This window comes from Xanthomonas sp. WHRI 1810A (assembly GCF_040202885.1).
Classification (GTDB): Bacteria; Pseudomonadota; Gammaproteobacteria; order Pseudomonadales; family Pseudomonadaceae; genus Aquipseudomonas.
In genome coordinates this window covers 49,417-63,527 of the sequence record NZ_JBEGED010000019.1, presented here as the reverse complement: position 1 = coordinate 63,527, position 14,111 = coordinate 49,417, and the positions used below count along the sequence as shown (strand labels likewise).

14 protein-coding genes are annotated in these 14,111 nt (G+C 58.1%); 8 read left to right on the top strand and 6 right to left on the bottom strand.

The features are described 5' to 3' along the window. Positions 1-997 precede the first annotated feature (997 nt). Both ABQX22_RS22965 and ABQX22_RS22960 read left to right on the top strand, forming a co-directional pair. Entirely contained in the window at positions 998-1,549 is a 552-nt protein-coding gene (locus ABQX22_RS22965; RefSeq protein WP_349802169.1) for a hypothetical protein, read from the top strand. 433 nt (positions 1,550-1,982) lie between these two features. Then, a complete protein-coding gene (locus ABQX22_RS22960) occupies positions 1,983-2,258 on the top strand; it encodes a hypothetical protein (protein WP_349802168.1) in 276 nt (91 codons plus the stop codon). Between the two features lie 87 nt (positions 2,259-2,345). Here the strand turns inward: ABQX22_RS22960 and ABQX22_RS22955 are convergent, their stop codons facing one another. Both ABQX22_RS22955 and ABQX22_RS22950 read right to left on the bottom strand, forming a co-directional pair. Beyond that, positions 2,346-3,563: an argininosuccinate synthase gene (locus tag ABQX22_RS22955; RefSeq protein ID WP_349802167.1), complete on the bottom strand. Its 1,218-nt coding sequence runs from the start codon at positions 3,561-3,563 to the stop codon at positions 2,346-2,348. A gap of 129 nt (positions 3,564-3,692) precedes the next feature. Then, positions 3,693-4,601 (bottom strand): flagellar protein MotY, encoded by a 909-nt coding sequence (locus ABQX22_RS22950; protein ID WP_349802166.1) that lies wholly within the window; start codon positions 4,599-4,601, stop codon positions 3,693-3,695. 147 nt (positions 4,602-4,748) lie between these two features. Here ABQX22_RS22950 and pyrC point away from each other — a divergent pair, with 147 nt between their 5' ends. The 4 genes from pyrC to bfr all read left to right on the top strand — a co-directional run bounded on the left by pyrC (position 4,749) and on the right by bfr (position 7,545). Then, positions 4,749-5,795 (top strand): dihydroorotase, encoded by a 1,047-nt coding sequence (gene pyrC / locus ABQX22_RS22945; RefSeq protein WP_349802165.1) that lies wholly within the window; start codon positions 4,749-4,751, stop codon positions 5,793-5,795. Positions 5,796-5,857: 62 nt separating this feature from the next. After that, positions 5,858-6,469 (top strand): ribonuclease T, encoded by a 612-nt coding sequence (gene rnt / locus ABQX22_RS22940; protein ID WP_349802191.1) that lies wholly within the window; start codon positions 5,858-5,860, stop codon positions 6,467-6,469. A 183-nt stretch (positions 6,470-6,652) separates the two neighbouring features. Continuing rightward, positions 6,653-6,871, top strand: a complete 219-nt coding sequence (locus ABQX22_RS22935; RefSeq protein ID WP_349802164.1) for a bacterioferritin-associated ferredoxin — start codon at positions 6,653-6,655, stop codon at positions 6,869-6,871. Positions 6,872-7,071: 200 nt separating this feature from the next. Next, the gene (gene bfr / locus ABQX22_RS22930) at positions 7,072-7,545 is read left to right on the top strand and encodes a bacterioferritin (RefSeq protein ID WP_349802163.1); all 474 of its coding nucleotides are present in this window, start codon (positions 7,072-7,074) and stop codon (positions 7,543-7,545) included. Positions 7,546-7,695: 150 nt separating this feature from the next. Here bfr and grxD read toward each other — a convergent pair whose 3' ends face one another. The 3 genes from grxD to ABQX22_RS22915 all read right to left on the bottom strand — a co-directional run bounded on the left by grxD (position 7,696) and on the right by ABQX22_RS22915 (position 10,704). Continuing rightward, positions 7,696-8,025 carry a Grx4 family monothiol glutaredoxin gene (gene grxD / locus ABQX22_RS22925; RefSeq protein ID WP_349802162.1) on the bottom strand — a complete coding sequence of 110 codons (330 nt, stop codon included), beginning with the start codon at positions 8,023-8,025 and terminating at the stop codon, positions 7,696-7,698. A gap of 109 nt (positions 8,026-8,134) precedes the next feature. Next, positions 8,135-10,243, bottom strand: coding sequence for a molybdopterin oxidoreductase family protein (locus ABQX22_RS22920; protein ID WP_349802161.1), 2,109 nt, complete (start codon positions 10,241-10,243; stop codon positions 8,135-8,137). Positions 10,244-10,401: 158 nt separating this feature from the next. After that, the gene (locus tag ABQX22_RS22915) at positions 10,402-10,704 is read right to left on the bottom strand and encodes a hypothetical protein (protein ID WP_349802160.1); all 303 of its coding nucleotides are present in this window, start codon (positions 10,702-10,704) and stop codon (positions 10,402-10,404) included. A gap of 451 nt (positions 10,705-11,155) precedes the next feature. Here ABQX22_RS22915 and argF point away from each other — a divergent pair, with 451 nt between their 5' ends. Beyond that, complete coding sequence (gene argF, locus ABQX22_RS22910) at positions 11,156-12,076, top strand: ornithine carbamoyltransferase (RefSeq protein ID WP_349802159.1); 921 nt, start codon at positions 11,156-11,158, stop codon at positions 12,074-12,076. Next, positions 12,073-13,152, top strand: a complete 1,080-nt coding sequence (locus tag ABQX22_RS22905; protein ID WP_349802158.1) for an ABC transporter ATP-binding protein — start codon at positions 12,073-12,075, stop codon at positions 13,150-13,152. The genes argF and ABQX22_RS22905 overlap by 4 nt, the downstream gene beginning before the upstream one ends. A 95-nt stretch (positions 13,153-13,247) precedes the next feature. On the opposite strand, the gene ABQX22_RS22900 is transcribed toward ABQX22_RS22905, so the two are convergent. Next, positions 13,248-14,051 carry a PhzF family phenazine biosynthesis protein gene (locus tag ABQX22_RS22900; RefSeq protein ID WP_349802157.1) on the bottom strand — a complete coding sequence of 268 codons (804 nt, stop codon included), beginning with the start codon at positions 14,049-14,051 and terminating at the stop codon, positions 13,248-13,250. Positions 14,052-14,111: the final 60 nt, after the last annotated feature.

Below are 14,111 nucleotides of genomic sequence, written 5' to 3'. Positions count from 1 at the left end.
TTTAGAAGTATTCACACTATTCCCTCCATGGAATCAACAGGTTGCCATGCCTGCAGGGCTCGATCATCGTTTGCCAAAAAACCGCGCGATATCATTATTTTAACGGCTCCATTCATTGCGCTTCCTCATTGCTCAATAACCCTGACTTGCCGCGACCAGTTGTATCTGTCGCTTCTGCCACGGGGCGTCCAAGCCTGTCCTCCCAGGGACTGCGGGGACAATGCCGTCAGCGATTGCCCCATACATTGAAACTCCCCCGACGGATGACCCTTGGCGAGCTCAACTGCTGGGCAGCGTAAGCCGAATTACCTGCCACGCCAAAAAACAAGAATCATAAAATATTACTGAAACGCCCCCTCTAACATGCCATCGCATCGGGCTGAAAAACTACACACCGCCTGTGACTCGTTTTGATATTTATTTATTTAGGGACGAGTCCTACACAACAACCGGACTTTTCCAGCCTCTGTCGCTGTTGGCCTGTCACAACCGACAGGGAAGGACCCGAACTACGCAAGACCCCGCTCACACATCGCAGCGCTGACAAATCCGGAAATAACCGAATGTACGCCCCACACTTTTTGCATCATTTACGTCGACCAAGGCTCGTTCGACCTGCACGTAATACCAAATCCCGCTGCAAATCCAGACCGAATTTGATAAAGAAGAAATGTACTACACAACTAAAAGACGCTCATGCAGCCCATGTAAGACGCGGCCTTAACTGAATAAACAAATTAAGGAAAGATGGTTTTTTTACTTGCAAATTTTATTACCAGTCGTTACTTTTTGATAGAAGGCCTTCTTAATTGGCCGATATCTTCTTCTTTATAAACTTGCTGGTTGACGAGTTAAAACGCTAACACCCGCACTGCGCCCTGCTTATTCAGTAGACACTTTGGCTGAGCAATACATTTACTGGAAAGTATGCAGATAGGCATGTGAGATATAGCCCAAGTAAAAATGTGCACTTCAACGTATTCACAAGGAATGCAACATGAACAAGAAAACACGGACTTCACCGTCTCATGATAATGAGCGTTTGCAACTTTCTACCGCGGTTCAACTTTTTGTGGCCCAGGGAGGCGTTATCAATGTAGTGCGCAATGGCGAATCAGGAGAACGCGACACGGGGACGGCGGTCAACGAGCCCCCGGAGCAGGAGGCGGACGCGGATGAGCTGTTGAAGGCGAAGCTTGAGTTGCTGAAAGGGCTGGTGGCCAAAGGGGCGGGCGTTTCAGCATTGCAGTATTCGCTGCGGATGAACAGGAAGGACATCAAGCGCCTGGCCAACGAAAATGGGCTGACTATCCGTTACAGCCAACCTATTCGAGGCACACGGTTTACAAGGCCCAGAGAGCTTGCCGCCATTGATGACGTCGTGGCCGGCCACGCAATGCATTATTCAAGCCTGGGTTACACGGCACCGGAGATCGCACAACTCTTGGGGCTGAGCGTCAGAGACGTGTGGAATATCGGTAAAGCGTACCGTATTGAATTCCGACAGCACCTGGCCAACAAGACTGACGGCAACTCGACAGAGGGCTGAACCTGTTCAGCGAGATCGCTCTGCTCATAGTCAGTATGTTCAGTGCAATCGCGCGCAATTACTGATTAAAGCCGGCCAGCGGTGCAAGACGTTGAATTTTAATGACACGGCATCATCTTTCAAAGGGAGATATCCGACGACCTACACCGCGACGTAGGAAATATGGATTCAGACCCTTCGAAGAATAGCAAAGAAAGCGAGGCCTTTCCGATTCGGAAAGTGGGAAAGGACAACATAACCTGACATTTATTCCAGGCAGACCTCGCACACCGCGGCTTTACGCATGAGCACATTTTTAGAAACAAACTCAGGTCAACATTTAGGGCAGTTATGCAGCAGGACGATCCGCAGGAAACCGACTAAGGTGACGTAAAAATGATGCTGTTAACCAAACAGAATGTACTGACATCAATACTCAAAAGATGGAAATATCATGTCTCGACTTAAAGAATTTCACGATCTGGAAGATGCGCTGAAAGTTGAAATGGCTCGACTGGAGCTGCTGAAGAATGAAGAAGAACTGATCGCGGAGCTAGCCTTCGAAAAGAAACTTATGTCGCTCATGAAGCGTTACGACCGGTCGACCGATGATGTGCTGGCGATACTGAACTGCCACACCCCCGCATCCAGCACGGCTGTCCACGAAACAAAGGCCGATTACACGGTAACCCGCAAGACGTCCACGAAAAAACCCGCAGCGAAACGCTGACGTATCGGTGGTTTGAGGTGTGATGCATTTTTTCGGGCGGATACGAAAGCAGCCCTGTCAGGGCTGCTTTCCACACGCATTACGGGCTTAGAACAACTTGCGGTTCTTGTTCGCAGCGATCCGCATACGCAGCGCGTTGAGCTTGATAAAGCCCGCTGCATCGGCCTGGTTGTAGGCGCCGCCGTCTTCTTCGAAGGTTGCGATGTTGGCATCAAACAACGAATCGTCAGACTTGCGACCCGTTACGATCACGTTGCCTTTATACAGCTTGAGACGCACGACACCGTTCACATGGGCCTGCGACGCGTCGATCATCTGCTGCATCATCAGACGCTCAGGGCTCCACCAGTAGCCGGTGTAGATCATGCTGGCGTACTTGGGCATCATCTCGTCTTTCAGGTGAGCGACTTCGCGGTCCAGAGTGATCGACTCGATAGCACGGTGACCACGCAGCATGATGGTGCCGCCCGGCGTCTCGTAGCAGCCACGGGACTTCATGCCCACGTAACGGTTTTCGACAATATCCAAGCGACCGATGCCATTTTCGCCACCGATGCGGTTGAGCGTGGCAAGCACAGTGGCCGGTGTCATTTCAACGCCGTCCAGCGCAACGATGTCGCCGTTGCGGTAGGTCAGTTCGAGATATGTTGGGGTGTTGGGCGCGTCCTCAGGGGACTTGGTCCACCGCCACATGTCTTCTTCATGCTCGGTCCAGGTGTCTTCCAGCACGCCGCCTTCATAGGAGATGTGCAGCAGGTTGGCATCCATCGAGTACGGGGATTTCTTCTTGCCGTGACGCTCGATCGGGATCGCATGCTTCTCGGCGTAGTCCATCAGCTTTTCGCGTGACAGCAGGTCCCACTCGCGCCATGGAGCGATGACCTTCACGCCAGGCTTGAGCGCGTAGGCACCCAGCTCGAAACGGACCTGGTCGTTACCTTTACCGGTCGCGCCGTGGGAAATGGCGTCGGCACCGGTTTCGTTGGCGATCTCGATCAGACGTTTGGCGATCAGAGGACGAGCGATGGAAGTACCCAGCAGGTACTCACCTTCATAAACGGTATTGGCGCGGAACATCGGGAAGACGAAATCGCGTACGAACTCTTCACGCAGGTCGTCGATGTAGATTTCCTTCACGCCCATGGCTTGTGCCTTGGCACGTGCGGGCTCGACTTCTTCGCCTTGACCGAGGTCAGCAGTAAAAGTCACTACTTCGCAGTTGTACGTATCCTGCAGCCACTTGAGGATTACCGAAGTATCCAGGCCTCCGGAATACGCGAGAACTACCTTGTTTACGTCCGCCATGCCATCACTCCAACGCGTTGTACGGAAAACCGTCGATTCTAACGACCTGGGCCGTGAATTTACAGTCTCGCGACAGCTTGTGACGACGAAGCGACAAATCAAGTCAGGTGTACGACACGGCAGCGGCGATCAGGAGGTGGACGCGGCGCTGCCTGCTGCGGCCACGGGCGCAGGCTTCTCAACCGGTGCGACGCGCTCCAGGTGCAGGTTCACTCGGCGGTTTCGCGCGCGATTGGCGTTATTGGTATTGGGTACCAGCGGATAGCGCTCGCCATGAAAACGCAGGGTCACCTGCTCTTCCGGGATGCCCTGGGCTTTGAGGTAGTCCATGACCGACAACGCCCGACGGCGGGACAGATCACGGTTGGTCAGACGGTTACCGCTGTTATCGGAGTGGCCGTCCAGCTCGACGTGATTGACCGTAGGGTCGGCTTTCATATACGCCACCACCACGTCCAGCCTGGCCTTACCGGCTGCATCCAGCTCGATCCCACCGCCGGGGAAGCCGATTTCAGCTTGCTTGACCTGCTCGTAATTCATGGGCAGAAGCTTGGCGGTACACAGCTGAAAATCGCCGTACGCCTTGCTGAACTTCACCGGCAATAACCGCACTTCCATGCCGCCACCGCCATCGCGAGGGTTGTGGCGGATAACCGGGCTGCGACCGTCCATGAGTCCGGTGATCAACTTGCTGGCCTGAGCCTGGGACGAGTTGAACGGGACCTGGCCGTTGACGATCTGCACAGCGCCGAGGTTGATATCACCACGCCCTGGCTGCCAGGGTGCAGCGGCTGCAATCAACGTGGCTGAACCTGGCCCGAGCGCATAACCGGTGGCCTTCAGTCGGAATGTCGCCTGCTCCCCGGCGCGACGCACGAACTCCCCCGACCCGAAGTCAGTAATGGGCTGCGTCAGGCGGCATTCAAACTGATCGCCTTCTACCTTCCACTCAATATTTTCCAGACGCGTCTGGAAAGTGAGAGCCATGGCCGGGAGGCTGGCAAACACGCTGAGCAGGGCTAGATATCGCTGGCGCACGGGAGGCTCCACAAAGATTTTTCCGCTTTACGAGATTTGTTGCTTACACGTGGCTATCGGTTAGTTCCTGTAAAACTTGATAGCGAGTGCCTGGAGGAGTCTTTTCCGGTAGCATTCCCAGCGAGTTTGACCCGCCTGGAATTCCCAATGTCCGACCGCCTGACCCTCCTGCGCCCCGACGACTGGCACATCCATCTTCGTGATGGCGCTGTTTTGCCCCACACCGTTGCTGACGTCGCACGCACCTTTGGCCGCGCCATCATCATGCCCAATCTGGTGCCCCCGGTACGCAACGCCCAGGAAGCCGACGCTTATCGTCAGCGCATCCTCGGCGCCCGACCGGCCGGTAACCGCTTCGAGCCATTGATGGTGCTGTACCTGACCGATGTCACCACCCCTCAAGACGTCCGCGCCGCCAAGGCCACTGGTTTTGTGCACGCCGCCAAGCTCTACCCGGCGGGCGCGACCACCAATTCCGATTCAGGCGTCACCAGCATCGACAAGATCCTGCCGACGCTGGAGGCCATGGCCGAGGTCGGCATGCCGCTGTTGGTGCACGGTGAAGTCACACGCGGTGACATCGACGTGTTCGACCGCGAGAAGATCTTCATCGATGAGCACCTAAGGCGCGTTGTCGACCTGCTGCCAACGCTCAAGGTGGTGTTCGAACACATCACCACGACCGAGGCCGTGCAGTTCGTCAATGAGGCGTCTGCCAACGTGGCGGCGACGATCACGGCTCACCACCTGCTCTATAACCGCAATCACATGCTGGTGGGCGGGATTCGTCCGCACTTCTATTGCCTGCCGATCCTCAAGCGCAATACCCATCAGGTCGCGCTGCTCGATGCCGCCACCAGTGGCAGCAGCAAGTTCTTCCTGGGCACCGATTCCGCGCCTCATGCCCAGCATGCCAAGGAAGCCGCGTGTGGTTGCGCCGGTTGCTACACCGCCTTCGCGGCGATCGAGCTCTACGCGGAAGCGTTTGAACAGCGCAACGCGCTGGACAAGCTCGAAGGCTTTGCCAGTCGCAACGGGCCGGCGTTTTACGGTCTGCCTCTCAACACCGACACCATTACCCTGGTTCGTGAAGAGTGGACTGCGCCAACCAGCCTGCCATTTGGCGAGCTTTCTGTTATCCCGCTGCGCGCCGGTGAAAAACTGCGCTGGCGTCTGCTGGAGAAAAACGCGTGAGTGAAGACCAATACGATGACGAACAGGAAGGTTCTGGCGGCGGTACTGGCTCCAGGCATCCGATGGCGGCCCGCTTTCGCGGTTACCTGCCGGTCGTGGTCGACGTAGAAACCGGTGGCTTCAATTCAGCCACCGACGCGTTGCTGGAAATTGCCGCCGTTACCATCGGCATGGACGAGAAAGGTTTTGTGTTCCCTGAGCACACGTACTTCTTTCGCGTCGAGCCCTTCGCTGGTGCCAACATCGAAGCCGCTGCCCTGGAGTTCACCGGGATCAAGCTCGACCACCCCCTGCGCATGGCCGTCAGTGAGGAGACTGCGCTGACCGACATTTTTCGCGGTGTGCGCAAGGCGTTGAAAGCCAATGGCTGCAAACGCGCGATTCTGGTGGGTCACAATGCGAGCTTTGACCTGGGCTTTCTCAACGCCGCCGTTGCGCGGCTGGACATGAAGCGTAACCCGTTTCACCCCTTCTCCAGCTTCGACACCGCCACGCTGGCCGGACTGGCGTACGGTCAGACCGTGCTCGCCAAGGCTTGCCAGACCGCTGACATCGATTTCGACGGCCGCGAGGCCCACTCAGCCCGCTACGACACCGAGAAGACGGCAGAGCTGTTCTGCGGCATCGTCAATCGCTGGAAAGAAATGGGCGGCTGGGAAGACTTTCACGACTGAGGTCGCTCACGGTATTTAAGAAGCCGACCCACGTGGTCGGCTTTTTTGTGGGACTGCATTGTAGGAACAGTTAACCATTCATCGGGCTTCTTAATCGCATTCGGGAAGTAGTTTTGACAAGCATTCTCATTAACATTAGTATCCATCGCACTTGAGCCATTCACTCAGCGACGGTCCTAATTTATGTATGTCTGCCTCTGCCAAGGTGTTACTGACGGACAAATCCGTGAAGCAATCATGGAAGGATGCTGCAGTTATCGCGAGGTTCGCGAAACCCTGAATGTAGCCAGCAAATGCGGTAAATGCGCCTGCCTCGCCAAGCAGGTGGTGCGTGAAACCCTCACTGAACTGCAGGTCAGCCACGCCGCCTTGGCTTATCCCGCAGAATATTCAGTCGCCTGAAAACCCCAATTCAATAGAACCGGACTTAGTGTCCGGTTTTTTTATGCCTTTAATTCAAGCGCTTAGCGTTCGGATGCGGAACACAAACATTCTTATTACTATTTAATTTCACTTACGATTCAATAACTTAGGTTTGACAGACGTGAAGACCGCGCTCAGACTTGCGCGCTATAAGTGACTTCATCGACAGGACCCCGATCATGAAAGGCGACATTACAGTCATCCAGCATCTCAACAAGATCCTCGGAAACGAGCTGGTCGCGATCAACCAATACTTTCTGCACGCGCGGATGTATGAAGATTGGGGCCTGAACAAGCTGGGCAAGCACGAGTACCACGAGTCCATCGACGAGATGAAGCACGCGGACAAGCTGATCAAGCGCATCCTGTTTCTGGAAGGCCTGCCCAACCTGCAAGACCTGGGCAAAATCCTGATCGGTGAGCACACCAGGGAAATGCTGGAGTGCGATCTGCGAATCGAACGCACCGGCCATGCGGATCTCAAGGCCGCCATCGCTCACTGTGAAGTGGTCGCGGATTTTGGCAGCCGCGAACTGCTGGAAGACATTCTTGAATCCGAAGAAGAGCACATCGACTGGCTGGAAACCCAGCTGGGCCTGATCGACAAGATCGGCATCGAAAATTATCTGCAGTCGCAGATGGGCGAAGAGTAAGTCGCCAACAAAAAGCCCCGCTTCTCTCACGAGAAGCGGGGCTTTTTTATGCCTGCTGGCACCGGTCTTATGCAGGAGCGAATTCACTGGCGGGCGATGTCACGAATACACCACACAACCGCTCGCCAACACGTTGACTCCTACAGAAGATCAGGCCGTGGCATTTTTTGCTACAGCGTCTTTGACCAGCGTCTGCAACGAGCCGTCGGCCTGCATCTCGGTGATGATGTCGCTACCGCCGACCAATTCACCGCCGACCCAGAGTTGCGGGAAGGTTGGCCAGTTGGCGTATTTCGGCAGGTTGGCGCGGATTTCGGGGTTTTGCAGGATATCGACGTAAGCGAACTTTTCGCCACACGCCATCAATGCCTGAGAAGCCTTGGCCGAAAAACCGCATTGAGGGGCATTCGGAGCGCCTTTCATGTAAAGCAGAATGGTGTTGCTGGCAATCTGCTCTTTAATCGTTTCGATGATATCCATGGAACACCTCGGCTTAACTTTACGACTCAGTGAGTCGACACGGTGGCGCATTGTAACGGAATCCCTAGCGTAACGCTCGGGCAGGGTCCCGGTCGAGTACCTGAACGCCTCAGGGCGCCGTCACCTGCACCGGCACGCCGTTCAACACAGCGTTGCCGGACACTGCATCAAGCTGCCGCTCGTCAGTCAGGTCATTGGCACTCACACCGGGCTGATCACGCGCAATGGCCGCCTTGACGCCGGGACGGCCGTGCCCCCAGCCGTGGGGCAGACTGACCACCCCCGGCATCATGTCGGCGGTTGCCAGCACCTGCACATCGACCGCGCCGACCCGAGAGCTGACGTGCACGGTTTGCCCGTCCACCAGCCCCCGGCTGGCAAGATCATCGGGATGCATCAACAGCTGATGCCGCGGCTTGCCCTTCACCAGTCGGTGGTAATTGTGCATCCATGAGTTATTGCTCCGGACATGGCGGCGACCGATCATCAACAGTTCGTCCGGCGGCGGCGGTGGCAAGGCCTTGAACCGCGCAAGGTCAGCGAGGATCTCTGGCGGCGCCGCGTGCACTCGCTGGTTCGCAGTCTTCAGGCGCGCGGCCAGATTGGGCTTCAATGCGCCGAGGTCCAGGCCATGGGGGTGGTCACGCAGCGCTTCGATCGACAGCTTCCAGGGCGATGCATCGCCATACAACCCACCACGAAGGCCGCGATCAATCATATGGGAAGGCGGCACGGTCGGTTTCAGTTCGCGCCCCGCTGCAGCAGCGAACGCCTGGGCCAGCCCCACGAAGATTTCCCAGTCATGCAACGCGCCCTCCGGCTTGTCGAGGATGGCCCGGTTGAAACGGGTGACATTACGCACGGCCAGCAGATTGAACGTGGTGTCGTAGTGATCGTTTTCCAGTGCAGAAGTGGACGGCAGGATTACGTCCGCATAGCGCGTGGTTTCGTTGATGTAGAGATCAATGCTGAGCATGAAATCCAGACCGTCGAGCGCCTGTTCGAGGCGTCGACCGTTGGGCGTGGACAGCACCGGATTGCCCGCCACCGTGATCAGCGCTTTCACCTGCCCCTCGCCTTCGGTGAGCATTTCTTCTGCCAGCGCCGACACCGGCAGCTCGCCGCCGTATTCCGGCAGCCCGGACACGCGGCTTTGCCAGCGATTGAAACCGCCGCCAGCGGTCGACTGCACCAGATCCACCGCTGGCTCAGTGCACACCGCCCCGCCGACCCGATCGAGATTGCCCGTCACCAGATTGATCAGTTGCACCAGCCAGTGACACAGCGTGCCGAACGACTGGGTGGAGATCCCCATCCGGCCATAACACACCGCCTTGTCGGCCCCGGCGAACTCCCGCGCAAGCTGGCGAATGGTGTCGGCGGGCACGCCACAGCGCAGGCTCATGGCGTCAGCGTTGAGGTCCGCTACGGCGCTGCGCACGTCCTCCAGCCCGTCGACCGGCAAATGGCTGCTCCGGGTGAGGCCTTCGGCGAGCAGCGTATGGAGCAGCCCGAAGAGCAGCGCTGCGTCGCCGCCCGGACGCACGAACACATGCTGACTGGCGATAGCGGCGGTTTCGCTGCGGCGCGGATCCACCACCACGACCTTGCCGCCGCGCGCCTGAATCGCTTTCAGGCGCTTCTCTACGTCCGGCACGGTCATGATGCTGCCGTTGGATGCCAAGGGGTTGCCGCCCAGGATCAGCATGAAATCGGTGTGGTCGATGTCAGCAATCGGCAGCAACAGGCCGTGGCCGTACATCAGGTAACTGGTGAGGTGGTGCGGGAGTTGGTCCACCGAGGTGGCCGAGAATCGATTGCGGGTTTTCAGCTGACCCAGAAAGTAATTGCTGTGGGTCATCAGGCCATAGTTGTGAACGCTGGGATTGCCCTGGTACACCGCCACCGCGTCCTGCCCGTGCCGCGCCTGAACAGCCAGCAAGCGCTGCGCGACCAGGTCAAAGGCTGCCTGCCACTCCATGGGGTGCCAGTCGCTGCCGATTCGGCGCATGGGCTGCCGCAGTCGGTCCGGGTCGTTCTGGATGTCCTGCAACGCAATGGCTTTGGGGCAGATATGGCCGCGGCTGAAGGTGTCCAGCGCATCGCCCTTGATCGAGGTGATCCGGGGTCCGGCAGCGTCGTCATCGGTGGTTTCGAGGGTCAGGCCACAGATGGCCTCGCACAGGTGACAGGCTCGGTGGTGAAGGGTCTTGGTCATCGCCAGCCTCATATTTTTGTAAGCGGTCCGGATGATCGCGCCGACAAAACTATGGAACGTGACGGGTCACTTCGCCAGAAAGGTTCGTGACATGAATCGGGGGGCATCAGGCGAGCGGATAGCATTCGCCTGGGTGCACGGTGTGGCGTGGAATACAGCTAGGAAGCGGAACCGCCAATCGGCGTGACCACCTTGCGCTGAAGCTGAATCTCGTGAACCGTCTCGACCTGTTCCTGAGAGACCTGGATCCCGGTCAATTCACCGATCAATCGCCAGTGATCATCCAGGCCGGAGCTGATGGTCGCCATACGGTCAATCATGCGACGACCCGCTGAACGGGTCACTTCGTCTTCGCTGCGCATCAATTCGAAGGACATCGACGTCATGGACGCGGTGAGGTGCGTGAGGGTGCGGGCAGTCAACCCAAGCAGTTCCGTCAGTTGTTTCTCTTTTGAATCCATTCCCCACCCCCTGAGGTGTACTACATAAGCGCTATTTATAACCCACGCCTGATATTTAGGAAACGTCCGGGTTTCCGAGCCGTGAAGCAGGTCGCATAAGGCGTTTGGGCCCTGCGGGACTGTTGCAGAAACAGCAGTAATTGCCAACGCTGATGATGGCAGTGTACAACTGAGCGCTTCGACACGCGCGAGCATGGCGATGTGCCTCAACGTCCTTTCCACTGTAGCATCTGGAAATACGAAATGCCCCCGCAGCCGCCACTTTCCGGCGACCGGGCGTCCGAGTAAATTTTCCCGACCCTACAGGCGCTTGGCATCAGGCGACATTTTCTTATACCCTCGCGCCTTCCCTATTCGTCGCCCCGTGCGGCTTTCGCCGCAGGTCTCGCCCGTTTTCCCGATAAAACCCGGCTTTGAAGACCTGCGGTCTGTTGCAGAAAGGTAGTTAATGATGAGCGCAAGGCACTTTCTCTCGATGATGGACTACACGCCCGATGAACTCATCGGCGTGCTCCGTCGCGGCATAGAGCTAAAAGACCTGCGTCAACGCGGCGTGCTTTTCGAGCCCCTGCGCGGCCGGGTCCTGGCCATGATCTTCGAGAAATCTTCGACGCGTACCCGTGTTTCGTTTGAAGCGGGCATGATCCAGCTCGGCGGCCAGGCCATTTTCCTGTCCCCCCGCGACACCCAGCTGGGCCGTGGTGAGCCCATCGCCGATGGCGCCCGCGTGATGTCGCGCATGGTCGATGCCGTGATGATCCGCACCTTTGCCCACAGCAATCTGACCGAGTTCGCCGCCCACTCCCAGGTACCCGTCATCAACGGGCTCTCCGACGACCTGCACCCCTGCCAATTGCTGGCCGACATGCAGACGTTCCTGGAGCATCGCGGTTCGATCAAGGGCAAAACCGTGGCCTGGATCGGCGACGGCAACAACATGTGCAACAGCTATATAGAAGCGGCGATCCAGTTTGACTTCAATCTGCGCATCGCCTGCCCTGACGGTTATGAACCCGACCCACGTTTTCTGGCACTCGCGGGCAGCCGTGTAACCCTCACTCGCGATCCCCGTGAAGCCGTGAAGGGTGCGCATCTGGTCAGCACAGACGTCTGGACCTCGATGGGCCAGGAAGAAGAAACCGCCAAGCGCATCGCCTTATTCACCCCGTTTCAGGTGAACAAGGCCTTGCTGGACCTGGCCGCTGAGGACGTCTTGTTCATGCACTGCCTGCCCGCCCATCGGGGCGAAGAAATCAGTCAGGATTTGCTGGACGACCCGCGTTCGGTCGCGTGGGATCAGGCCGAAAACCGCCTGCATGCGCAAAAGGCACTGCTGGAATTCCTCGTCGCGCCGGCGTTACAGCCTGCATGAGTGCGCCGCTGCTGTTGAAGCTGCGACACCTGGCCTGCGGTTACCAGGATCAGCGCGTGGTGCAGGATCTGAACCTGCACCTCAACGCGGGCGACATCGGCTGTCTACTCGGCTCATCGGGTTGCGGCAAGACCACCACCTTGCGCGCCATCGCCGGGTTCGAGCCGGTGCACGACGGCGAAATTATCCTGGGTGGCGAAGTGATCTCGCGGGCGGGCTACACGCTGGCTCCGGAAAAACGCCGCATTGGCATGGTGTTTCAGGACTACGCGCTTTTCCCTCACCTGACGGTCGCCGAGAACATCGCCTTCGGCATTCGCAAGCACCCGCGGCTGGCGCAGCTGACCGGCGAGATGCTCGAACTGGTCAACCTCGGCGCACTGGGCCAGCGCTATCCCCATGAACTGTCCGGCGGCCAGCAGCAACGCGTGGCATTGGCCCGCGCACTGGCGCCCGAGCCGCAATTGCTGTTGCTGGATGAGCCGTTTTCCAACCTGGACGGGGAATTGCGCCGTCGTCTGAGCCTTGAGGTCCGCGACATTCTCAAGGCCCGAGGCACCAGCGCCATCCTGGTCACCCACGACCAGGAAGAAGCATTTGCCGTCAGCGATCACGTCGGTGTGTTCAAGGAGGGTCGGCTGGAACAGTGGGACACGCCCTACAACCTCTATCACGAACCTGCCACACCGTTCGTGGCCAGCTTCATCGGCCAGGGTTATTTCATTCGTGGGCAACTGATCGATGCAGAGTCCGTGCAGACGGAACTGGGCGTGTTGCGTGGCAACCGCGCCTACGCCGGCGTCAGCGGCGCACCGATGGACGTGCTGCTCAGGCCCGACGACATCATCTACACGCCGGACAGCGCGCTGAAGGCTCGGGTCGCGAGCAAGACATTCCAGGGCGCAGCAACGCTGTATCGCCTGCAATTGCCGACCGGCACCCAACTGGAAGGTTTGTTTCCCAGCCACGCCGATCTGAACCCGGGCGACCACGTCGGGATTCAAGTCGCGGCAGAGCATCTGGTGTTGTTTCCGGCATTGGGGAGTGTTGCGGTGAACACGCCACAGCCTGGCTGATGAGTGGGAGGGAGCTTGCTCGCGAATCGGAGCGCAAGGACGCCAAACCTCTGGCGCCCACACTGATTTCGCGAGCAAGCTCCCTCCTACCTTAGCTATTTCGTCGCAGGCGGTATCACCCCCACCCTCAACATTCCACTGGCCACCAGCGTCGCATACCCGCCCACTTTCACCCGATCCCCTTCCAGACGACAAAACAGTTCTCCGCCGCGCGCCGAGCATTGAAACGCGCTCAGGCTGAGTTTGTTCAGGCGCCCGGACCAATACGGGATCAGCGAGCAATGGGTCGAGCCGGTCACTGAGTCCTCGGCGATCCCCAGCGCCGGCGCGAAGTAGCGCGACACGAAATCATGATGTTCACCCTTCGCGGTCACGATGACGCCCGGCCACGGCAGCCGCGCGATGGCGCTCAAATCAGGTTTGCAGTCACGCACCGCCTGCTCGGACTCCAGCACCACCAGCAACTCGGCGGCGCCCAGCACATCGACCACCTCAAGGCCCAGTGCGCGCTCGATGTCGACCGTCACGCCGACTTCGCTGGGTGGCATTGCCGGGAGGTCCAGCAACAGGCGCCCCGCTTCGCGACTGACGCTCATAGGTCCGGATTTGCCGATGAACTCGATGCTCTCGGAGGTTTCGCCGTAGAGTTCAAACAACACATGAGCGCTGGCCAGCGTCGCATGGCCGCATAACGGCACTTCAGTGGTTGGGGTGAACCAGCGGATGTGCCAGCCTTGTGCCGCACGGACAAAAAAAGCGGTCTCGGCCAGATTGTGTTCAGCGGCAATGCGCTGCATCAGGTCGTCGGCAAGCCAGGTGTCCAGCCGGTAGACCATCGCGGGGTTGCCGGCAAAGGGCTGATCGCTGAAGGCGTCGACTTGATGAAATTCGAGTTGCATGGAAGGCATCCCCACGGGTTAATCAGAACAGCGACCCACCGGGCGCCAGACAGTGTTATG